Here is a 21,307-nt window from a genome sequence, read left to right on the forward strand (position 1 = left end):
TCCACTAAACGATCACAGCGGGAGCGTTATGCCAAGTTCCTGCATGGCCGTGGACGGCGGGCCGCCTTCGGAGCGTTCAGTCTTGTAGCCCTTGATGCACGGTTCGAGGGTGCGAGAGTCGGCGGCCAGGGCCTCAACGCCGGTATCGCCGACGCGGCGAACCTCGGCAGGAAGCTCGCGGCCGTGGTACACGGCTGGGTCGGCGAGGACATCCTCGACACGTACACCACCGAACGGCATCCGGTCGCGACACGCCTGCCGCAGAACACCCGGGCCCAGCTCGCCCTGATGCGACCTGACCCGCAGACGAGGGCGCTGTGGGAGATGTTCTCCGACCTGATAGACCTCGACGACGCCCACCGGTACGTCACCGACATGCTCGCCGGCATGGACGTCCGGTACGACCTGGGCGACGACCACCGGCTCGTCGGCACCCTGTGCCCGGACATGAAACTGAACCTGGAGCGGCCCGACTTGGAGGTCGTCACTGCGGTGACCCGGTCGGCGGACCTGCTGCCTGAGGGTCGTGAGCTCCTGCTGGACCTCGTCGACCGCGCGGAGGTCCGCGACGCCGCGGCCGCGTGGACCGGACGGGTCAACACCGTCACCGCCTGCACGGACAGGGTGGACGTCAATGCCTTGCTGATCCGGCCCGACGGTTGTGTCGCCTGGGCCTTGCCTACCGGGCAGGACCTCGACGTCACCACGCTGGTGCGTGCGCTGGGCACATGGTCCGACCGACCGGCCGGAGCGCCGCTCTAACAGTCGTCTCAGGTTCGCTCCGTAAGAAGGAGGCATCCAGACAAGCGAAGCAACCCGTATGTAGGAGGCTAGTGATGGCAGTCGACGCAGCGCCGTCAGGGAAGGCGCCGCCCCGGGCGGTTGAGGTTCGGGGCGGCCACCATGGCGCGCCGGCGACGGCGTTCGCTGTCGCCGCCTGCGGATCGCACGCCGACAACAGTGCGGGGCCCGCCGCGGCCGGCCCGCACAGCGCGCACGCGGGCGGGTCGTCAGCGCCACCACAGCCGCTGCGCGCCGGCGAGCGGTTCCTCGACCTGAGGACGGCCGAGGCCTGCACGCCCGCGCCGCCGGAGGGCGGCGGCTCGGACGAACACCGGTGCCAGATGATCGATCCGGGCCTGACCAAGACGGCGTTCCTGACCGGGACCCAGTTCACGCCGGAGAACGTCGCCATCTCACACCACGCCATCGTGTACGCGGTGCCGCCGGGCGGCGCTGCCGCGGTGCGCGAGCAGGACGCGAAAACCCCTGGTCTCGGCCGGCAGTGTTTCGGCGGAACCGGCGTGGCCGGCGCCGAGGTGGAAGGGGGACGCGGCGTGGGTGGACACCTGGGCGCGCCTGGTAACGACGAAGGGTCGAACTGAAGCATCTCGCAGACGGATGCCGTACGGATACCACACCACACAAACACCTGAAGAGAGACTGACATGAAGTCTATGGGACGTCGCGGCTTTCTAGCCGCTTCCACGGCACTTGGCGCTGGTGCCGGCTTGTCCGCGTATGCCGCCGTTTCGGCAGCGGACGAGAACAAGACTCCGGACAAGACTCCGGACATTGCATTGCGAGACCGGGACCTGCCCTTCATCGGCACGGAGGAGACCTTTACGACTCCCACGTTGTTGAAGCTGAACTCTATCAATCAGGATCACATAGCGTTCCTTGAGGAAATTGGTCTTTCGGATCTAGGCCAACGCCGCATCGGCGATATGGATGCGGGGGGACTCAACGTTCAAATCCTCTCTGCTCATACACCCTCCGTACAAAATGTCCCTGGGCAAAGGGGCATCGACCTTGCCTATCGTCTTAACCGGCAACTTGTAGACGGGCCAATCGCCAAATATCCGGGCCGCTTCAAGGCTTTCGCCACCTTGCCCTTGCAGAGCCCGGAGGCGGCGGCGGACGAACTGGAACGCTCGATTCGGGAAGATGGCTTCTTGGGCGCACTGACCAACGGACACATCGCGAAGAAGTATCTCGATCATCCCGATTTCGAGCCCGTGTTGGCACGTGCCGTTGCTCTCGATGTGCCGATCTACCTGCATCCCGGCTATCCAGCTGACGAGGTCTTCAAGATCTACTACAGCACCACACGGTCTAAATACACGGAAGAGTACCAAGACTACATTTTCAGTGGGTCTGGATATGGCTGGCACCAGGAGGTGCTGACCCAATGCATTCGGATGATCGCGTACGGGGTTTTCGACAGATTCCCCAAACTGAAAATCATCATCGGCCACATGGGCGAAGGTCTTCCCTTCTACTACAAGCGGATCGTCAATGACATGGGCGAGCCGACCAAAGACTCGCTCGAGAAGCCCATCGGGCAATACTTCCAGGACAATTTCTGGGTCACAACCAGCGCATTCCCCCAGACCGAACTGCTCGATCTCCTGCTGAAATACATAAGCGTGGATCGAGTGATGTTCGCAACCGACTACCCGTTCGCGGACATAAAGGAGCAGACCGACTGGTTCCGCGGAGTCGATTTGCCACGCGAAGACAAGGAAAAAATTGCGTACCGAAATGCGGAAAAGCTGTTCGGAATAAAAGCCAAAGTGCCCGTGAAGTGACGCACCGGCGTCGGCAGAAGTGAAGAATGCTTTGGCTGTAAGGCAAGAGTACAGTCAAAGCATGCGATGCGCGGCTGCCGCATCACGCGGTCTTCGTACAACGGCGGATCGCATGCTCTTCTGGAGAGATCGAAGTGTCGCGCTAGTGTCTCGTGATCCAGTTTGTGTCACCTGACGCACTTTGACTCGTTGGGCAGTGCGTGAACCTCTCTTCGGAAAAGGCCGCGAAATTGCGGATGTTGGCGGCCGGCCGACACGTGACGGCGGACGTGGCCCTTCGGGCCCGCACCGTGTTGTGGGCCGGCGAGGGCCGCCGTAAGGACATCGCCGAACTGGCCGGTGTGTCCGCGCGGACGGTGGACCGCCCCAAGACCCGGTACTCCGGGCACGGCCCGGCGGGCCTGGTGGAAAAGAAGCGCGGCGGCGGGAAAGACCAGGTACCGCCGCGGACCCGCGGCCGGGTGATCGCGCTGACCAGGACGAGCCCGCCGCCGGAATCGGGCCGGTCGGGCACCTTCAAATTGTCGAAAGGCCCTGCGTTCGCGGAGAAAGTCGCCGATATCGTCGGGCTGTACCTGGACCGCCCGGGGGCGCTGTCGTCCTGTCGGTCGACGAAAAGACGCAGGTGCAGGCGCTGGACCGGACCCAGCCGGTGCTGCCTGTGGCCTTCGCCGCCATCGAGAAGCGCACCCACGACTATGTGCGGCGCGGCACCCGCAAGAACACCCGCGCCCTGGGCGTCTTCGAGCAGGCCGTGCTGGTGTTGCGCTGGTTCGTCGACGGCACCCGGCTCGTCCAACTCGCCCGGGACAACGGCATCGCGGCCCCGGCCGCCTACCGCTACCTGCACGAGGGCGGCCTGACCGTGCTCGCCGACCACGCGCCCGACCTGTCCACCGCACTGGAACGCGCGGCGGCGGCCGGATACACCCACCTCAACCTGGACGGCACGGTGATCCGCACCGATCGCGTGGCCACCGCTGGCCCCAACGGTGCGAACCTGTGGTGGTCCGGGAAACACCGGCACCCCGGCGGGAACGAACAGGTCATCGCGGCCCCGGACGGCTGGCCGCTATGGGTGTCGCCGGTCCGCCCAGGTCGAGAAACCTCCGATCGGCCAGGGCGGGTTCGCGCATGTCCATCGTGCTCTGGACCGCCAGACGGACCAGCCTGTTGCCATCAAAATCCAGCGCGACATCCAGGACCTCGACGGGGACGCAGCAAAGCGCTTCCGGCGGGAACTGCGGATCCTTAACGGCTTGTCGCACCCGAACATGATCCGCGTCATCGCCCACGGCGACATGTCAGACCACGATGAGATCCGGTATGCCATGCCCCTTGCCCAGGGCAATCTCCATGATCGTGTCCCGGAGTTCGAGGGCAAGGAGATCGAGATCGTCGAGATAATGAGCCAGATCTGCAGTGGCCTCACTTACGTCCGTGACGCCGGAGTCCTCCACCGCGATCCGAAGCCCGCCAACGTGCTCAGGACATCCGACGGGCAGTGGGAAATCAGCGATTTTGGGCTGGCGCGTGAGCAAGAACGCATGACAACCACGCTGACTTGGACCGGAGACGGGTTCGGGACTCCCCTATGGTTCCAGAGCAGCGGAACGCCGCGAAGACTGTGGGCGCCCGCGCAGACGTCTACGCTCTCGGCAAGATCCTCCAGCACCTGTTCGCCGGGCAGCCGCCCTTCGAAGAGGACGACATCCCGGACGGCCCGCTCCGGCCGGTGATCCAGCGCGCGACAGCCAAGTACGCCCAGCGGGGCACAGCGGTCGCCCGCAGGCCCTGGCCACGCGGGGCCAGGGAAGCGATGTCCAGCATGCGCAGACCGGCGGAAAACTTTTCGTCGTCGGTGCGGTCCAGGACGCCCAGCTCAGCCAGTTTGCCGACGATGCGCGAGGTGGTGCTCTTCGGCATTTCCGACCGCACGCTGAGCGAAGTCAGGGACAAGGCCGGGGCCGCCGGCCCGAAGGCCGCCAGGATCCGGAAGGCCCTGTCGAGCACTGGCTCACCCTGCGAAGGCCGCCGCCCGGGTCGGGGCCGGACCGTCAGGTCTGGCGGCAGCCGCCGAACTGGCCCTGCATGACGCCGAACTGGCCTTGCACAACATCGACTGCGTCATCGTCGGGCCGCGGCCAACCGTCTCCCGCAGGAGGCCGCGAGCGAAGACCACAAACGTGCGGACCATGGAGCACTTGCGCCGCCGGGGAGTGGCCGAGCAGGTGAGGCAGGCGGCGCCGCTGCCGGTGGCGTGGTCGCAGCGCGTCACGTTCTGCGACGCACTCTCCGGTCATCGCATCACTGACTTCGACGGTGTCCCCGAACTGGTGACCGACCGGGACGAGCGCTTCGCGGAGGCGGGGCATCAGGTCGCACAGCCGGTGCCCGAGCAGGTCCTGCGCGACCACCTCACACGGCAGGAGTGTGTGGAGACCCGCTTCGGTCACATCGTGCCCCGGGTGCTGCAGCACCCGGACAGGGTGATGGTCGACTTACGGAACGGGGAGGGTCACGAGTACCGGGTCTTCGCCAACTACGCACTCGGCTGTGACGGCCCCGGCAGCGCGGTGCGCGAGCAGATCCGGGCGGTGTACGAGGGCCGTTCCGACCCACGCCCGAACTTCGACGTCATCTTCCGGGCCCCGGGTCCGGACACCGACCTGGGGCCCGCAGTGCGGTACAGGGTGGTCGGCGCCAGAACCACAGGAGTGCTGGGACGCCTCGACCTGTCCGGAACATGGTGGGCGAGCTTCCCCGGCCTCGACGCCGCATACGGTACGCGCAACACCGCACGGCTCATCGCCGACCTGGTGGGCGAACCCGCCGACCATGAGCTGCCGGCGTGTGACCCGTGGACCGCCCGCATGCTCATCGCCGACCGCTTCCAGGACGGCCGGGTCCTCCTCGTCGGCGAAAGCGCCCACGTGAATCCCCCGTGGGGTGGGCACGGCTGCGACACGTGCGTCGGGGACGCGGCCAACATCGCCTGGAAGACCGCCGCAGTCACCGACGCCTGGCAGGCCATCCCCCCACGGCTCGTCGATCGACTTCACATCCGAAGACCGCGCGGTTCATGTACGGCCCCGAAGGCACCCACGACCCCGCCGTGCTCAAAGCCGCCGAACCCGCCTGCGCGCCGATCCCGGTCGACGAGTTGTACGAGGTCATCGAAGGCTGGACCCGCGACTTCGCCCGTCTCGCGCCCGCCGTGAACGTGCCTGTCCACTACGGCCTCGCCGAACACGAGGGGCTGTGGAACTCGACGCCGGAGAGCATCGCCGCCTTCGCCGCCGCCTTCACCACCGCGCCCCAGGTGACCGCACACACGATCAAGGACAGCGGCCACAACGTGGACCACCACTATGCAGGGCGAGCGTTTCACTCCGAACAGCTCGACTGGGCAGCCGGGCTCAGCCGCTCGTAAGCCGGGGTGCCGGCCGTCCCGGTTCTCCAGGGCGTGTTCGAGGAGTGGTGGGGCGGCGCGAGATCGGGCTTCGGCTCCGCTGATCACCGAGCCGCTGCTCGGGTTCGGCGGGTGCCGAGGGTGACGTCGGTGGGGTGGCCCTGGTCGCGCAGCGGGGTCGTGATGCCGGTGTGGGTGACGTGGCGGGTTTCGTCGTGGTTGGAGAGGGCCCAGGTGGCGGGGGCGCCGACCGTCGCCAGGTCGGTGATCGTGCGGGCGATGCGGCGAGGACCTGGTAGCCGACCATGATCACAGGGAGTTGGCGGGCCGCGCGGCGCAGGCCGGCGAAGTCGAGCGCGGCCACCGCGCCGAAGAACACAGCGAGTTCGAGGAGCAGGCGCACTGGTCCGGGAGTGTGGACATCGCTCGCGCCAGGACGGGACGGGTCATCCGGCACGGCGAAGGAAACCCACGCCCAGCCCACAGCCACGGGCAGTGCGACGACCAGCAGCCGGCGCCACGGAGAGGGGACCTTGCGCCAGGACCCTCGACGACGCCCACCGGTGCGTCGCCGACATGCCCGCCGACCTGGACGTCCGGTACGACCTGGGCGACGACCACCGGCTCGTCGGCACCCTGTGTCCGGACATGGAGTGGACGCTGGAGCGGCGAGAGCCGACCCGGACGTCGTCACCGCGGTGACCCGGTCGGCGGACCTGCCGCGTGCGGGTCGTCGGCTCCTGCTCGACCTCGTCGACCGCGCGGAGGTCCGCGACGCCACCACGCTGGTGCGTGCCCTGGGCACATGGTCCGGCCAACCGGCCTGAGCGCCGCTCTAACAGTCGTCTCAGGTTCGCTCCGTAAGAAGGAGGCATCCAGACAAGCGAAGCAATTTGTATGTAGGAGGCTAGTGATGGCAGTCAACGCAGCGCCGTCCGGGGAAGCGCCGGCCGGTCGGTTGGCAGGCCGGTGGGTGCCATGGTTGGTTATTGGCTTGTGGCTGGTGCTGGCGGTCGGCATGGTGCCGCTGAGCGGAAAGTTGAGCTCGGTCACCACCGACAGCGCCGTGGACACCCTGCCGGCCAGTGCCGAGTCCACCAAGGTGGCGGCGCTGGACGACAAGCTCCCCGGTGGTGAGGACAACACGTTCGTCTTCGTGTACCACCGCTCCGGCGGCATGACCGACGCCGACCGCGCGACGGTCGAGCGCCACTACGACACCCTTACCAAGAAGTACCCGCCGAAGGGGACAGCGGAGGCCGGCGAGGACGACGAGGGCTCACCGATGAGCCGCTCCACCGACCGCGAGGCGATGGTGTTCACCCTCGATGTGAACATGTCCTACGGCCCACCGGAGGACCTCGTCGGCCCGGTACGTGACGCCGCGAAGGACCGCCCCGCCGGCCTGGAACTCGACGTGACCGGGCCGGGCGCGATCGACGGCGACATGGATGCTGTCTTCGACGGCATCGACACGCAGGTCCTCCTCACCACCATGATCGTCGTCACGCTCCTGCTCATCATCACCTACCGCAGCCCGGTGTTGTGGATCATCCCCCTGCTGGCTGTCGGCGCGGCCGCACTGACCTCGATGGGAACCGTCTACCTGCTCGTCAAGGGCTTCGACATCGTGGTCAACGACCAGAACTCGGCGCTGCTGACGATCCTGGTGTTCGGCGTCGGCACGGACTACGCGCTGTTGCTCATCGCTCGATACCGGGAGGCACTGCACCACCATGAGAACGTCCGGGTCGCGATGGTCCACGCGCTACGCGGCGCGGCGCCGGCCATCATCGCGTCCGCGGCCACCGTGGTCGTCGGCCTGCTCTGCCTGCTCGTCGCGGACCTGAACAGCACCAGCGGGCTGGGCCCGATCGGTGCGGCCGGCATCCTGTGCGCGCTGGTGGCCATGCTGACGCTGTTCCCGGCGGTGCTCGTGGTGCTCGGCAGGCGGGTCTTCTGGCCGGCCATCCCGCGGTTCAGCACGGCCGTGGAGGAGAAGCCGGGGCTGTGGGGACGGCTCGGCACCGCCATCAGCCGCCGCCGGTGGGTGGCGACGCTCGGCTCGCTCGGAGTCCTCGGCGTGCTCGCCCTCGGGCTGGCGGGCAACACCGGCGCCCTGCGGGAGCAGGACCAGTTCCTCAACACGCCGGAGTCGGTCAACGGCTTCACCGTTCTCCGCGAGCACTTCCCGGAGCTCGGCGGCCAGCCGATGACGATCTTCACGCGGCCGGCGCACCAGGAGCGGGTGCTCGACGTCGTCAAGGACACTCGCGGTGTGGCCGAGGCCGTCCCGGAGCAGACCAGCGGTGGCTGGGCCAACATCTCCGTGACCCCGAAGGACGCGCCGGACACCACCGCGGAGTACGACACGATCAAGCGGGTACGCACCGCCGTGCACGCGGTGAGCGGGGCTGAGGCGATCGTCGGCGGGCCGAGTGCGGAGAACCTCGACACCGAGGTGACCACCGTGCGCGACGAGAAGCTGGTGATCCCGCTGGTGCTCGTCGTCGTCCTGATCATCCTCGGGCTGCTGCTGCGTGCGATCCTGGCCCCGCTGGTCCTGATGACCACCGTGGTCATCTCATTCGCCGCGGCCTTCGGCGGCAGCGTGTTCGTCTTCGACACGATTCTCGGGTTCAAGGGCGTCGACTCTTCGGTGCCGCTGCTGGCATTCCTGTTCCTGGTGGCGCTCGGCGTCGACTACAACATCTTCCTGGCCAGCCGGGCCCGGGAGGAGACCGTGCGTCTCGGCACCAGAGAGGGCATGCTCAAAGCCCTCTCGGCCACCGGTGGCGTCATCACCTCGGCAGGCCTGGTCCTGGCGGCCACGTTCGGGGTCCTCGCCACACTTCCGCTGGTGATGCTGGTCGAAGTCGGGTTCCTGGTCGCCTTCGGCGTGCTGCTCGACGCCCTGCTGGTGCGGTCGGTCCTGGTGCCCGCCCTCACCTTGCTGATCGGCCGGCGGATGTGGTGGCCGAGCCGGCTGTCCCGTCCAGCGGCGGAGCTGCCGGACGGTCCACAGCCGCTCGCCGACGACCAGGAGCCCGCGCTGCAACGCTGAGCGCGACGGCACGGACGAGATCCGGGACGGGCCCCCAGGCCCGTCCCAGCTTTTTTCATGGGCCCGACGGTCGCCGCCCTTTGGTCCTGCGCCGCGCCGCCGGGGCTGGGGTCGGCGCATCGTGGTGTCCTGCCCCGGACGGTGAGCCGCGCGGGGCCATGCCGAGGGCCGCCGTCCCTTGTCCTGCGCCGCGCCGCCGGGGCGGGTCAGCGCGCCGCGGTGTCCTCCCCGGCGGTGAGCCGTGCGATCGGGGCGGGCGGGGCCGCGGCCGGAAGGTCGACTCGAAGCAGCGCGCCACCGCGTGCGGAGCGGGCGACGGTGGCCCGGCCGCCGTGGGCGTCGACGACCCGCTGCACGATCGACAGCCCCAGACCGGATCCCGGCAACGCCCGGGCGCTGTCGGCACGGTAGAACCGGTCGAACACCCGCGGTACGTCGGCGGCGTCGATGCCCGGCCCGGCGTCGTCGACCTCGAGCACCGCCGACGCGCCCTCGGCACGGAGCCGGACCTGGACCGGCTGGTCCGCGGGGGACCATTTGCCGGCGTTGTCGATGAGGTTGAGCACCGCCCGCTCGAGCGCAGCGGGACGCCCGCTCACCCACACAGAGGTCACATCGAGCGCGACCTCGATGTCGGGCACGCGGGAACCCGCCCGGGTCGCGGCGGCCACCACCACGTCGGCGAGGTCGAGCACCTCGGTGCTCTCGTCGCTGACGTCACCGCGCGCCAGGTCGGTCAGCTCGGCGACAAGGGTGCTCAACTCGGCCACCTGGGCGCCGAGATCGTTGAGCAGCCGGGTCCGGCTCTCCGCCGGCAGTGCGCTGTCCAGGGTGCCCCGCTGATCCAGCCGGATCAGCAGCTCGGCGTTGAGGCGCAGGCTGGTGAGCGGGGTCTTGAGCTCATGGGCGGCGTCCTCGGCGAGCAGCCGCTGGGCCCGCCGGGAGTCCCGGAGCGCGGCGAGCATGTCGTTGATCGACTGGATCAGCCGCCGGATCTCCCCACCGCCCTCGTCCGGGATGTCGGCGTCGAGATCCCGGGTGTGCGCGACATGTACCGCGGCGGCGGTCAGCCGGTCGAGCGGTGCCAGCCCGGTCCGCGCCACGGTCCGCCCGACAAGGGCGCCGCCGACCACGCAGAACAGCCCGATCAGCAGCATGCCGAACCCGAACCGGTTGATCGGGCTGTCGTCGACGACGTGGGCCACCTGGACCGCGCCGTCGCCCGCCCGCAGCGTGTAGATGACGTAGCCGTCCTCGTCGCTGTCGTTCGACTCCATCAGGTCGGCCGACGCGCCCTGCGCCACGCGCCCGGCGTCCTCGCTGACCGGGGGCAGCGCGGGTTGGCCGGCCGGCGTCCGGATCGAGCCGTCGGGCAGGATGACCCGCACCAGCCGACCGGATCCGGGATACGGCGATAGCTGGACCTGCGCCAGACCGGCGCGCTCCGCGTTCGTCGCCAGAACGCGGGAGTCGGCGCGCAGCTGATTCTCGGCGGTGTCCTTCAGCTCCCAGTCCACTAGCTCGCTGGCCACCTGGAAGGCTACGAACACGCTGACCGCGATGGCCGTCGCCGCGATCACCGTCAGCCTGGCCCGCAGGGACCATCGGCGCCACCATCGGGTCAGCCGGCGCGGTTCCCGGCCGGCGTGCCTGCTCACGGAGGAGTCTCCCGCAACGTGTATCCCAGGCCGCGCAGCGTGTAGATCAATCGCGGCTCACTCTCGGCCTCCATCTTGCGGCGCAGGTAGCTCACGTATACCTGGAGGTTGTTGGCGGTGGAGCTCATGCCGAAGCCCCAGATCGCCTCGAACAGCGCGTCACGGGTCACGACCCGGGTCGCGTTGCTCACGAGGACCTGCAGGAGGGAGAACTCGGTCCGGGTCAGGCGCAGCGGCCGCGCGCCCCGCCACGCCTCGAACCTGTCGGGATCGAGCCGGACGTCGGCGAACGAGAGGATCTGCGACTCCTCGTCGGCCGGCGTGCGCCGGCGCAGCAGGGCCCGCACCCGGGCCAGTAACTCCTCGGTGGCGAACGGCTTGGGCAGGTAGTCGTCGGCGCCCGCGTCCAGCCCCGCGACCCGGTCGGAGACCTGGTCACGGGCGGTCAGCATCAGCACCGGCAGATCCCGGCCCGCGGCCCGCAACCGCCGGCAGGTCTCCAACCCGCCGAGGCGGGGCATCATCACGTCGAGGAGCAGCAGATCCGGTGCGTCGCCACCGACCCCGTCGAGCACGGCGAAACCGTTGGTGACGGTGCTGGTGTCGTAACCCTCGACCTGGAGCACCCGCTCCAGCGACTCACGGATGGCCGCCTCGTCATCCGCGATCATGATCCGCACGCCGGCCCGCCCCCTCCAGTCGATGCTTTTGCCGCTCATTCTCCCCGATCAACCTGAGGCCAGGATTAGAGCGTCGCCGCTGTGGTGCCCGCGGGCCGTGCTCTTACGGATGCCTAACTGGCTCTACCAAAAGCTGTTGATCATGCGACTGTTTGCTTGTCGGCTCGTTGGTCTGGTTATGGGGAACCGTCAGTCGCGGCCGTGGATCGTGTCGGACGAACTGTGGTCGCTCATCGAGCCGTTGCTGCCCGAGCCCGCTCCGAAGCTGGCCGAAGGCAGACCGCGGGTGCCGGACCGACAGGCGTTGTGCGGGATCCTGTTCGTGCTGCATACCGGCATCCAGTGGGAATACCTGCCCCAGGAGCTGGGCTTCGGCTCGGGCATGACCTGCTGGCGGCGGCTGGCCGCGTGGAACGAGGCCGGCGTGTGGGACGAGCTGCATCTGGTGCTGCTGAAGAAGCTGCGGGCGGCGCAGCAGCTGGACTGGTCGCGGGCGGTGATCGACTCCTCCCATGTGCGGGCGGCGCGGCGCGGCCCAAAAGCGGGCCCAGCCCGGTCGACCGCGCACGGCCGGGCAGCAAGCACCACGTCCTCACCGACGGCCAGGGCATCCCGCTCGCGGTGTCGCTGACCGGCGGCAACCGCAACGACGTCACACAGTTACTGCCGCTGCTGGACCAGGTTCCGGCCGTGGCCGGCGCCGTCGGCCGGCCCAGACACCGCCCCGCCGCACTCCTCGCCGACCGCGGCTACGACCACGACAAGTACCGCCGCCCGCTCTGGGCCCGCGGCATCCGCCCGGTCATCGCCGAACGAGGCGAGCAACACGGCAGTGGCCTGGGCAGCTTCCGGTATGTCGTCGAGCGGACGATCGCCTGGCTGCACGGCTTCCGCCGCCTGCGCATCCGTTGGGAACGACGCGACGACGTCCACGAAGCCTAATTCGTTCTCAGCGGCCCACACAGAGCGGTTGTCGCTCCAGCGGGTTGTTCGAGTACGGGGGCTGCGACGCCTCCGGCGAACCGGGTTCATTGAGACCTCCGCATAGAGCGGCGTGCAGTCCCCGTACTCGTGGTGGTGGTCGCGTGGGCATCGGACGGATTCCTACACGAAGCCTGGCTTGAGAAGCCTTGAGCGAAGCGCGAAGCGCTCGCGCCTGTGTGACCGCCACTACCCCAGGCCGTGCTTGCTCGTTGACGTTGGTGGTGCGAGCCCGCTGCATGGTGACCTCTCGATATGCCCGAGCTTTGCGAGCTCCCGTCGAGACCGAGGCCCGTGTGACGCGCTGGTGCCACGAACGGCTAGTGAGGTGGCGGACCGGCCTTGTCGCCGAGTCCTGGAATTAGGTCGCCGCGTGGCCCGCATGCGCTCGTGACCAGCGCAAACACCCACGCCATGGGGAGGACGCCTTGATCTACTGCGGAATCGACTGAGCCGAGAGGACGCACGACGTCGCCCTGGTCGACGACTCGGGCCAGCTGATGGCCAAACGCCACATCACGGATGATGCGGTCGGCTACAAGATCTTGTTGGAGATGCTCGCCGAGTACGGCGACACCGAGGAACACCCGATCCCGGTGGCGATCGAGACCTCCCGAGGTCTGCTGGTCGCCGTGCTGCGGCAGGGCAAACGAAAGGTCTTCGCGATCAACCCCATGGCTGCGGCCCGCTACCGCGACCGGCACAGCGTCTCGCGCAAGAAGTCCGACCCGGGCGACGCCCTCGTCCTCGCGAACATCCTGCGAACCGACATGCACGCCCACCGGCAGCTGCCCAACGACACGGATCTGGCCCGCGCCATCGCCGTGCTCGCCCGCGCCCAGCAGGACGCGACCTGGAACCGCCAGCAGATCTCCAACCAGCTCCGGTCCCTGTTGCGCGAGTACTACCCCGCTGCCCTGGACGCCTTCGCCACCTGGGCCAACGGGCTCTGCCGCCCCGAGGCCCGCGAACTCCTCAAGGCGGCCCCGACACCCACCCGGGCCACGAAGTTGACCCGCCCCCAGCTCCACGCCGCCCTCAAGCGCGCCGGCCGCAAGCGCGGCATCGAGGCCGAGGCCGAGCGACTCCGAGAGGCCTTCCGGGCCGACTGGGCCCACCAGCCGCCCCTGGTCGAGGACGCGCTCGGCCAGCAGATGCTCGCCCTCCTGGTCCAGCTTGAAGCCGCCTGCACCGCCGCAGACAACCTCGCGAAGGCGGTGGAAGAGGCTTTCCCTCAGCACCCGGACGCTGAAGTGATCTTGAGCTTCCCCGGACTCGGGATCCAGCTCGGCGCCCGGGTGCTCGCCGAGATCGGGGACGATCACGCCCGGTTCGCGGACGCCCGCGGCCTCAAGGCCTATGCGGGCGCCTCGCCCATCACCCGCGCCTCAGGGAAGAAGTCGAGCATCACCCGGCGGTGGGTGAAGAACGACCGGCTCAACCACGCCGGCTACCTCTGGGCGTTCTCCGCGATCACCGCCTCACCGGGCGCCAAGACGCACTACAAGCGACGGCGCGATGACCGCGGAGACTGGCACGCAGCCGCCCAGCGCAACCTCTTCAACCGCATGATCGGCCAGCTCTACCACTGCATCCAGAACCACGAACTGTTCGACGAAGCGACCGCCTATCCCACCCAAATTGCCGCCGCCGCTTGACGAGTTAGCACCGTGAGGTGTCTGCAGTCACGGTCTTCACGCTACGAGGGGAGGGACGTCTTCATCAAGATTGGACGTATAGGCCGGGATCTGACGCACGGCCGTTGAACCCCACTGATTCACCACTCTCCGTGGCTCGCATCAGATGCGAGCCGCCAGAGAACCCGCAGGTCAGCCCCTCGGGTCAGTGGCGACAAGGCCCTGCCAGCCGCTATCGTCACCGGTAACACAGGCGCCCAACTCCACGGGATCGCGGCGCGGTTGATGCTCCCACGCAGGCCGATTCGCATACCGTCGCGAATTCCCATCTGATGCAATTGGCGGCGCTTGGAACATCGGTACAGCGGTTGGCGCCGAGAATGATCATGAGCTTGGCCAGCAGCTTGGCGCCGGAGGGGAGGCGGACCCTCTCGGCCGATTCTGCTAGTCGCCCAGGCCCCTGGCCCAGAAATCGCTCGGGCCGTGGACGGCCTGGAGGTCGATCCCGACGCGGAGCGTGGTGCCGATGGCGGCCATGCCGGCCTGGACGACCTGGTTGTAGTTCATCGCGAAGTCCTCGCGCGGCAGTTCCACGGTGGCCCGGAACGCGGCCCGTGGGCCGCCCCACGGGTCGGGACCGGTGCCGAGGTAGCCAGGTCCAGGTCAACGGCCCGGGCCTTGTTTGTTTCCTGACCGCCGACGCCGGCGCGGAGGCCGACGGCCCGGCGCGCACGCCACGGGTAGGTGGCGTTGCTGCCGGGCCGTCAGTCACTCACGCGGTCTCACTTCCCGTGCAAAGCCCTGCGGCGACGTCCGCGAAGCACCAGCACGCCGCCGGCAGCGATGACCAGCAGGCCACCGAGGGCGCTGTACGTGACAGCGTTGCCCACCCCGGTGGAACCCAGGCCGCCGGACATGCTGCTCGGGGTCGGCTGGCCGACGGGTGCGCCCCTCTCCGCCTGCGCACGGGTGCCGGTCGTGCCGGAGGCGGAGACAACCGGAGCGGCGGCGGTCGGCGTGGGTGCGGGCTACGGCTTGTCAGCGCCGGCAGTCCCCGACGCACGCTTCAGCTGAAGAGTCGTGATCGAGAACGGCGGCAGCTTCTGTGCGACCGCCGAGCCCCGCTTCGCCGTCGTCAGGGCGGTGCCTCCCTTGGCATACGAAACGGTCGTGACCGCCCCTGCGGCCGGAGTGAATCCGGCGTACGAGAGCGACACCTTCGCCGCGTTCTGCGGGCTCTTGTTGATCAGCATGACGTTCAGACCGCCGTTGCTGCTCCGCACCGCGTGCACAGCGACCGAGGAGTTGCGCGAGGACGACTTGACCATGGTGTCGCCAGGCTTCGCCAGTGCGGTCAGCGAGCGGATGCCCCAGTAGGTGGGGAAGGGCTTGTCGCGCGGCGGTTCGCACTTCCCCCCGGCGCAGGTTCCGGCGGAGAGAATGCCCCCGTCCTGGTAGTCGGTCTGGCCGTGGACGGTGGTGGGTGCTTGGTCCGTGCCGTTGTGCAGGTTCCACCAGTCCACGTGGGTGGCGCCTTGCTCGAACCAGGTCATGTAGGTGTCCGGCGCGAACAGGGCTGCGGCCTGGCTGGTCTGGGCGGGCGAGCCGACGGCGCCGTTCTCGGTGACCGCGATTTCCACCGAAGCGGCGCGCGAGCCCGTGTACTTGGCGATCAGCGAGCGCAGCGAGGACCTGACACCGGCGATCCGGGAAGGGGTCTTCAGCAGGTCGGCCGTGGTGGTGCCGCCCGGATACCAGTGGACGATGACGAAGTCGATCGAGCCTCCCGCGATGGAGAGCACCGTGTTGTTCCAGTCGGCGCTGTCACCGGGAGCCTTCTCCGCATCCGGCCAGAAGCCAGGGGTGGTGAGCACCGCTCCGATCTTCACCTTCGGATCCACGGCCTTCATCGCCTTCGAGTAGGCGACCAGGTTCTTCCCGTACTCCTTCGGGCTCTTGTCGGCGTGCGTGTCAGTTTCCCAGCCCTTGCCGTCGCCGTAGTGCCCGTTGCCGTAGACCTCGTTGCCGATCTCCCAGTACTTCACGCCGTAACCCTTGTCGACGTTGGCGTACTTGACCCAGTCGGCGGCCTCCTGGGGGGTGCCGGAACCGTAGTTCGCGGTCAGGATCGGCTGGGCGCCGACCTTCTTCGCGGTGGCCATGAAGCGGTCGAAGTTGGTGTTGGAGGGGATCCAGCCGCTGCCGTCGCCGGAGGTGTGGGTCTTCCAGTGGTAGTCGTCCGCGCCGGAGCCGCCGGGATAGCGCAGCTGCCGAACTCCCGCGGCCTTCATCAGCGAGGTCACCTTGGCGGTCCCCATGTGCTCGTCGCCGAAGCCCGTGTTGAGGCCGACACCACTACTGGGCACCGTGCCCAAGGAGGTACCGGCATCCACACGGATGCCGACGGTCGGCGCGGCGCCCGCGCTGGGGGTCAGGGCGCCGATACCGGCCGAGGCGGCGAGCACCGCCACCGCCCCCACGACACAATGCCGGAGCGTCCGGCTACGGCGGTGGGGCGTGCGACCCCGAGGCATCGGCTGCTCGGCGGATCTCGGGTCGTCTGGTGACACGTGGGGCTCCGATCGGGTGTTGACACAGAGGGCGTAGCGCCGCTGACCACGGCTTGCCCTCGTCGGTACACCCCTAAGTGGCCACTCAGAGCGGAAAGGTTGCCGTCTCAATCATTTTTCTCCGAGACGCGGTCGCACCGTCTCACCGGACCCCGTGACCCGGTGACACGCCCGGGCTCCCTTTCCACCTCGCCGGCGCGAACCATCACATGCTTCCGGCCGCACACCGTCCCGCGGTGGCCGAGCGGCTGAAGCCGCACAGGAAGCACAGGAAAAGACAGACGGCGGCCGCCGCCACCGCGACGGCCCTGTTCTCGTACAGCTACCGCCAGGTGGTGTGTAGCGCTGAGTAACTACTTGAGGCTGCGGTCGCGCTGCTGAAGGGCGGCGAAGTCGGCGTGTGCTGTCTCGACGGCCTCGGGGTACGCCTGGGTCTTCTCGTGTTCGGCGAGGGCCCGGTAGATGCTGACGACGAACGGGCTCTGTCCCTTGCGCTTGCCGGTGGGGATGATCAGGGAGTGCTGGATCTGCTCGACGAACTCGCCGAGTGCCTTGCGCCGCAGCACGGTGTGCATACGCTCAAGCTCCCGCATCGACATGCCGCCGCGATGGTCACGCCGGATCGCCGCGCACAGCTCGACCTTCGACATCCGCAGCATGACAAGTACCTTTCACCAGGAGCACCTCGATGCTGCCCTGGCAAGAACCCTGGTGCCTCCCGAACTCGTCGACATCACCCATCCGTGGAAATAGGCACCTCCCAAACTCATCGACAAGCGACGTCACTACTGCTCGATAAAGCCAACTCGGCGAGTTCTCGACGCTCCCCGCACCGCAGACGACCGCCGCAGGCACACGTCGACCGGACCGGCGTCAGTGAGTGCCACCGGCCCCGCCGCGAGCGCGGGTCGGGCACCAAGCCGAACCAGAGGCTCAGGTGAGCGACCTGGTCGGGGTCCGTAATGATCACCAAGCCCGTGCCCGCACCGCTACCTTCCCCTCAGCCAAAGACCCGTACAACCACGGGACTTGAAGTCGCCTGCTTTCAGCCTGCGAACGTTTCTGGCCGCGAATTTTGCGCGAGGCATTGACGCTGATCACCGGAACCCTATTATCCAGCTGATCGACACTTCGACCCTCGTTCGACATGCCGAACGACCAGGGTCGCACCATACCGGCATCCGGACAGCCTCTGACGGGGCAAGCCGGAGCTGCTTGCTCAAGGACGAAGAGGTCCACATGCGCAGAAGAAGTTTCGGCCGCAGGCAGCTGTCTGTGGTGCTCGCGGCTCTGGCCGCGCTGGCGACGATGCTCGTCGTCAACCCGGCTCAGGCGGCCAGCAGCGGCGAGTTGCGTGGCGTTGATTCCGGCCGGTGTCTCGACGTGGAGGGCTTCAGCCAGACCGACGGCGCGAACGTGCATATCTGGGACTGCCACGGCGGAATCAACCAGCAGTGGACGTCGACGGACAACAACCAGCTGACCGTGTACGGCAACAAGTGCCTGGAGGTCCCGGGCAGCGCCACCACGTCCGGGACCCGGGTGCAGATCCGCACCTGCAACGGCGGTGCGAACCAGCAGTGGCGGGTGAACGCCGACAGCACGGTCGTCGGCGTGCAGTCCGGGCTGTGCCTGGAGGTCTCAGGCTGGGGTAAGGCCAACGGCACGGCGGTGCAGATCTGGTCGTGCCACGGCGGCACCAACCAGAAGTGGACCGGTCTGTCCGCGACGGGCGGCACGTGTGCTCTTCCGTCGACCTACCGGTGGACCTCGTCGGGTCCGCTGGCGGAGCCGGCGAACGGGCAGCTCGCGCTGAAGGACTTCACCACCGTGAAGTACAACGGCAAGAACCTGGTCTACGCGACCACCGCCAACGCAGGTGGGTGGGGCTCGACGATGTTCAGTCCCTTCACGAACTGGTCGGACATGGGGGCGGCCACCCAGACCAAGACGAACCACACCGCGGTGGCGCCCGAACTGTTCTACCTCTCAACCAAGAACATCTGGGTGATGGTGTACCAGTGGCCGGCGTTCCTCTACAGCACGTCCAGCGACCCCACCAACCCCAACGGCTGGTCCGCCCCGCAGTCGCTGTTCACCGGCACCCTCCCCCCGAACCCCGATCCGAACAAGGACGACGCCCCGCTCGACGCGACCCTGATCGCCGACGACCAGAACATGTACCTGTTCTTCGCCGGTGACAACGGCAATATCTACCGGACGAGCATGCCGCTCGAGAACTTCCCCAGCAGCTTCGGCTCGTCGTACACGACGGTCATGAGTGACACGGAGAAACTTCTGTTCGAGGCGCCGGAGGTCTACAAGGTCAAGGGCCAGAACCAGTACCTCATGATCGTTGAGGCGTCGGGTACGGACCGCTACTTCCGCTCGTTCACCGCCTCCAGCCTGGACGGTCCGTGGACCGTCCAGGCCGGCAGCGAGAGCAGCCCCTTCGCGGGCAGCGCCAACAGCGGTTCCACCTGGGCCCAGGGCGTCAGCCACGGTGACCTGGTCCGCGACAACCCCGACCAGACCATGACCATCGATCCCTGCAACCTGCAGTTCCTCTACCAGGGCCTCCTCAAGGACATCCCGCCGAACACCGGCTACATGAGCCTGCCGTACCGGCCGGGTCTGCTCACCCTGCAGCGCTGACCCGCCTGATCCACGGTGATCGCGATGGGGTGCGGTCCGCCGACGCGTGGACGAGCTGTTCACCGCGTGGGCAACTCCACTGCTGACCGATACTGATCGCCTTGAGGAACCCCAGCCGCGCGTCGGCTGGGGTTCCTCTCTTTCGTGGAAACCGTCCCCGAGCCCGAAGCCGAAGAGGGGTCACTGCGGCCGCGGCGCGATCCTGCTCCGTCCGTACACCGCGACGCAGCCCATACCTGAATCGCCTCCGGGCTACCCACCCATCGCCCCTCACCCAACACCCACCGGAACCAGCCACCGCCCCTCGGCTACTGCAACTCTTCGCTGCGGGCCCCGCGAGAAAATCCCTCCAAACGAGCGCAATCGGAGGTTGTCAAGACAGTCTTGAGGCGTCGGCACTCACTCTCAGACACCGCCATTACGGCTCGCACGCACCAGCGCCACCAACTGCCTCGACCGGTCCGCACCAATCCGCAATTCCTTGCGCAGGGACTCAGCCGAGACCGGGCGCTGATGCAGATCCCGGTGACACGCGTCCACGAGCCGGGCACGCTCCAGCAGTTGGTCATCCTGGGTGCGATCACGGCCGGCATCGCCCTCACCATGATCTCCAGCGCCGAGCTCAGCCTTCGCTCGCACGGCGGGCCGGTGCGCCAGCAGCTCCACCGACAGCAGCAGCGCGACCGGCGGCCACCCGGCGACCAGCACCGGCTTCCAGGCCAGCGACGGCGCGGCCGCAATATTGGCCGCCAGGGACACCACGATCCCCAACAGAAAGGCCAGCCACACGGCGAATCGTGCCCGCCGGCCACCGCCCCCGGACGGCTTCAGCAGACCGACCGTCGCCAGCAGCAGCAAACCGTCCACCGAAAGCGGCCACAACGACGCGCTCACCTCATCCGCGCCACCCTGCAGAGCGAAATCCCGCTGATGAACGTACGAGGCATACGCCGCAACCCCCGCCACCACCAGCGCACAGCCACACCGCAGCCACGCATCAAGATCAGGCGACCCGCCCCTCGCTGTCCGGAGCGGACCTTCGCCCCGGGCAGACCCCACGTCCGAGTCGCCCATCACACCGACCCATCCCACGCCGCAGGACGAAACCGCCCCTCGACCACCAGCCGCACAACAAGAAACCGCTGGTCAGCCCTGCAACTATCTGCATGTGGCCCCGCCTTGGGCACCCCACATTACCCTTCCGACCTGGGGTTTCTCCCCCAGGGAGGCGCTCTGTTCGACCTTGGGCTCCTCGTCCGGGGCCGTTTTGCTTGAGCGACGGGTACTGGTCGGCCTGCAGCGGGTCTCTACGCGCCGGTCTGGACGTCGGGCCCCTTCCGGTTCAGGCCAGGCCGAACCTCTCGGCGTGCACCTGTCGCGCGGGGACCCGCAGGTCTCGCAGGCCGGCGAGCACGGCCCTGGTCATGGCGGGCGGGCCGCAGACGTACACGTCGCGTTCGGTGACATCGGGGACCAGCCGGTGCAGGCTGCCGGGGGCGAACGGCGGGTCGCCGCCCTCCGCGGTCCTGCCGGTGATCAGGTGCAACCGTCCGCCCCGGAGCGCGACCAGGTGGCGCACCTCGTTCAGCAGCACGGCGTCGGCCTCGCTGCGAACCCGGTACAGCACGACGACGTCACCGGCCGCCTGCTCCTCCAGCATCGCCCGCACGGGCGTGATCCCCACGCCGCCGGCGATCAGCAGGACGCCGGGTCGGGTCCGGTGCAGCGAGGTGAACGCCCCGTACGGACCCTCGACGAAGGCGCGGCTCCCGACCGGGACGTTACGCAGGCCGGCGCTGGTGCTACCGGCCGCCTTCGCTGTGAGGCGCAGCCCCCGTCCGTCCGGCGCCGCCGGCAGGGAGAAGGGTTGGCCAGCCACCATTGGTTGTGCCCGGGGAACCGCCAGATGCGGAACTGGCCCGCGCGGGCGGAGAGTTTGTCGAGGTGCCGACCGGTGACGTACACGGACACCACGTGGTCCGACTCCGGAGCGGATCGCCGCCAGATGCACGGACGAGCAGGCTTCACCCTGCTTCGCCACCGCATCCTCCTCGGATAG

At 68.2% G+C, this 21,307-nt stretch carries 18 protein-coding genes and 6 pseudogenes; 14 read left to right on the top strand and 10 right to left on the bottom strand.

What is annotated here, in order from left to right:
- Positions 1 to 12: 12 nt before the first annotated feature.
- Positions 13 to 126: pseudogene (locus tag AB0I18_RS22855) on the bottom strand (transcription factor); the annotation flags it as partial.
- An 18-nt stretch (positions 127 to 144) separates the two neighbouring features.
- On the opposite strand from AB0I18_RS22855, the gene AB0I18_RS22860 reads away from it, so the two are divergent.
- The 6 genes and pseudogenes from AB0I18_RS22860 to AB0I18_RS22885 all read left to right on the top strand — a co-directional run bounded on the left by AB0I18_RS22860 (position 145) and on the right by AB0I18_RS22885 (position 4,330).
- A complete protein-coding gene (locus tag AB0I18_RS22860) occupies positions 145 to 762 on the top strand; it encodes an FAD-dependent monooxygenase (RefSeq protein WP_363107464.1) in 618 nt (205 codons plus the stop codon).
- A 74-nt stretch (positions 763 to 836) separates the two neighbouring features.
- Positions 837 to 1,385, top strand: coding sequence for a hypothetical protein (locus tag AB0I18_RS22865; protein WP_363107401.1), 549 nt, complete (start codon positions 837 to 839; stop codon positions 1,383 to 1,385).
- A 63-nt stretch (positions 1,386 to 1,448) separates the two neighbouring features.
- The gene (locus AB0I18_RS22870) at positions 1,449 to 2,591 is read left to right on the top strand and encodes an amidohydrolase family protein (protein ID WP_363107402.1); all 1,143 of its coding nucleotides are present in this window, start codon (positions 1,449 to 1,451) and stop codon (positions 2,589 to 2,591) included.
- 236 nt (positions 2,592 to 2,827) lie between these two features.
- Positions 2,828 to 3,306: pseudogene (locus AB0I18_RS22875) on the top strand (helix-turn-helix domain-containing protein); the annotation flags it as partial.
- Positions 3,295 to 3,696 (top strand): annotated as a pseudogene (locus AB0I18_RS22880) (transposase family protein); the annotation flags it as partial. The pseudogenes AB0I18_RS22875 and AB0I18_RS22880, both read left to right, overlap by 12 nt.
- Positions 3,584 to 4,330, top strand: a complete 747-nt coding sequence (locus AB0I18_RS22885) for a serine/threonine-protein kinase (RefSeq protein WP_363107403.1) — start codon at positions 3,584 to 3,586, stop codon at positions 4,328 to 4,330. The pseudogene AB0I18_RS22880 and the gene AB0I18_RS22885, both read left to right, overlap by 113 nt.
- On the opposite strand, the gene AB0I18_RS22890 is transcribed toward AB0I18_RS22885, so the two are convergent.
- Positions 4,239 to 4,604: a helix-turn-helix domain-containing protein gene (locus AB0I18_RS22890; protein ID WP_363107404.1), complete on the bottom strand. Its 366-nt coding sequence runs from the start codon at positions 4,602 to 4,604 to the stop codon at positions 4,239 to 4,241. The genes AB0I18_RS22885 and AB0I18_RS22890 overlap by 92 nt on opposite strands.
- Here AB0I18_RS22890 and AB0I18_RS22895 point away from each other — a divergent pair.
- Complete coding sequence (locus AB0I18_RS22895) at positions 4,604 to 5,812, top strand: FAD-dependent monooxygenase (protein ID WP_363107465.1); 1,209 nt, start codon at positions 4,604 to 4,606, stop codon at positions 5,810 to 5,812. The genes AB0I18_RS22890 and AB0I18_RS22895 overlap by 1 nt on opposite strands.
- The gene (locus tag AB0I18_RS22900) at positions 5,809 to 6,024 is read left to right on the top strand and encodes a hypothetical protein (protein WP_363107405.1); all 216 of its coding nucleotides are present in this window, start codon (positions 5,809 to 5,811) and stop codon (positions 6,022 to 6,024) included. The genes AB0I18_RS22895 and AB0I18_RS22900 overlap by 4 nt, the downstream gene beginning before the upstream one ends.
- Here the strand turns inward: AB0I18_RS22900 and AB0I18_RS22905 are convergent.
- Positions 6,011 to 6,493, bottom strand: a complete 483-nt coding sequence (locus tag AB0I18_RS22905; protein ID WP_363107406.1) for a DUF2568 domain-containing protein — start codon at positions 6,491 to 6,493, stop codon at positions 6,011 to 6,013. The two genes, AB0I18_RS22900 and AB0I18_RS22905, sit on opposite strands and share 14 nt — an antisense overlap.
- 5 nt (positions 6,494 to 6,498) lie before the next feature.
- On the opposite strand from AB0I18_RS22905, the gene AB0I18_RS22910 reads away from it, so the two are divergent.
- From AB0I18_RS22910 to AB0I18_RS22920, 3 genes are all read left to right on the top strand, one after another.
- Positions 6,499 to 6,705: a hypothetical protein gene (locus tag AB0I18_RS22910; protein ID WP_363107407.1), complete on the top strand. Its 207-nt coding sequence runs from the start codon at positions 6,499 to 6,501 to the stop codon at positions 6,703 to 6,705.
- Positions 6,702 to 6,830, top strand: coding sequence for a hypothetical protein (locus AB0I18_RS22915; RefSeq protein WP_363107408.1), 129 nt, complete (start codon positions 6,702 to 6,704; stop codon positions 6,828 to 6,830). The genes AB0I18_RS22910 and AB0I18_RS22915 overlap by 4 nt, the downstream gene beginning before the upstream one ends.
- Positions 6,831 to 6,916: 86 nt before the next feature.
- Positions 6,917 to 9,067 (top strand): MMPL family transporter, encoded by a 2,151-nt coding sequence (locus AB0I18_RS22920; RefSeq protein WP_363107409.1) that lies wholly within the window; start codon positions 6,917 to 6,919, stop codon positions 9,065 to 9,067.
- A 206-nt stretch (positions 9,068 to 9,273) separates the two neighbouring features.
- On the opposite strand, the gene AB0I18_RS22925 is transcribed toward AB0I18_RS22920, so the two are convergent.
- Both AB0I18_RS22925 and AB0I18_RS22930 read right to left on the bottom strand, forming a co-directional pair.
- A complete protein-coding gene (locus AB0I18_RS22925; RefSeq protein ID WP_363107410.1) occupies positions 9,274 to 10,725 on the bottom strand; it encodes a HAMP domain-containing sensor histidine kinase in 1,452 nt (483 codons plus the stop codon).
- Positions 10,722 to 11,405 (bottom strand): response regulator transcription factor, encoded by a 684-nt coding sequence (locus AB0I18_RS22930; protein WP_363107466.1) that lies wholly within the window; start codon positions 11,403 to 11,405, stop codon positions 10,722 to 10,724. The genes AB0I18_RS22925 and AB0I18_RS22930 overlap by 4 nt, the downstream gene beginning before the upstream one ends.
- Positions 11,406 to 11,583: 178 nt before the next feature.
- Here AB0I18_RS22930 and AB0I18_RS22935 point away from each other — a divergent pair.
- Positions 11,584 to 12,347, top strand: a protein-coding gene (locus tag AB0I18_RS22935) for an IS5 family transposase (protein WP_363107411.1) whose coding sequence is annotated in 2 segments (ribosomal slippage) — positions 11,584 to 11,913 and positions 11,916 to 12,347 — 762 coding nt in all. Because the reading frame shifts where the segments join, the coding sequence is not laid out codon by codon here.
- A gap of 467 nt (positions 12,348 to 12,814) precedes the next feature.
- Positions 12,815 to 14,044: pseudogene (locus AB0I18_RS22940) on the top strand (IS110 family transposase).
- A gap of 423 nt (positions 14,045 to 14,467) precedes the next feature.
- Here the strand turns inward: AB0I18_RS22940 and AB0I18_RS22945 are convergent.
- The 3 genes and pseudogenes from AB0I18_RS22945 to AB0I18_RS22955 form a co-directional block, all read right to left on the bottom strand.
- Positions 14,468 to 14,691, bottom strand: a pseudogene (locus AB0I18_RS22945) (hypothetical protein); the annotation flags it as partial.
- A gap of 360 nt (positions 14,692 to 15,051) precedes the next feature.
- Entirely contained in the window at positions 15,052 to 16,503 is a 1,452-nt protein-coding gene (locus AB0I18_RS22950; protein ID WP_363107412.1) for a cellulose-binding protein, read from the bottom strand.
- A gap of 443 nt (positions 16,504 to 16,946) precedes the next feature.
- The gene (locus AB0I18_RS22955; protein ID WP_363107413.1) at positions 16,947 to 17,252 is read right to left on the bottom strand and encodes a hypothetical protein; all 306 of its coding nucleotides are present in this window, start codon (positions 17,250 to 17,252) and stop codon (positions 16,947 to 16,949) included.
- Positions 17,253 to 17,832: 580 nt separating this feature from the next.
- On the opposite strand from AB0I18_RS22955, the gene AB0I18_RS22960 reads away from it, so the two are divergent.
- Entirely contained in the window at positions 17,833 to 19,248 is a 1,416-nt protein-coding gene (locus AB0I18_RS22960; RefSeq protein WP_363107414.1) for a non-reducing end alpha-L-arabinofuranosidase family hydrolase, read from the top strand.
- A 405-nt stretch (positions 19,249 to 19,653) separates the two neighbouring features.
- Here AB0I18_RS22960 and AB0I18_RS22965 read toward each other — a convergent pair whose 3' ends face one another.
- Entirely contained in the window at positions 19,654 to 20,322 is a 669-nt protein-coding gene (locus AB0I18_RS22965) for a DUF2637 domain-containing protein (RefSeq protein ID WP_363107415.1), read from the bottom strand.
- Between the two features lie 268 nt (positions 20,323 to 20,590).
- Positions 20,591 to 21,237, bottom strand: a pseudogene (locus AB0I18_RS22970) (oxidoreductase); the annotation flags it as partial.
- Between the last annotated feature and the right edge of the window lie 70 nt (positions 21,238 to 21,307).

The organism is Streptomyces sp. NPDC050704 (assembly GCF_040654355.1).
GTDB lineage: Bacteria > Actinomycetota > Actinomycetes > Streptomycetales > Streptomycetaceae > Streptomyces.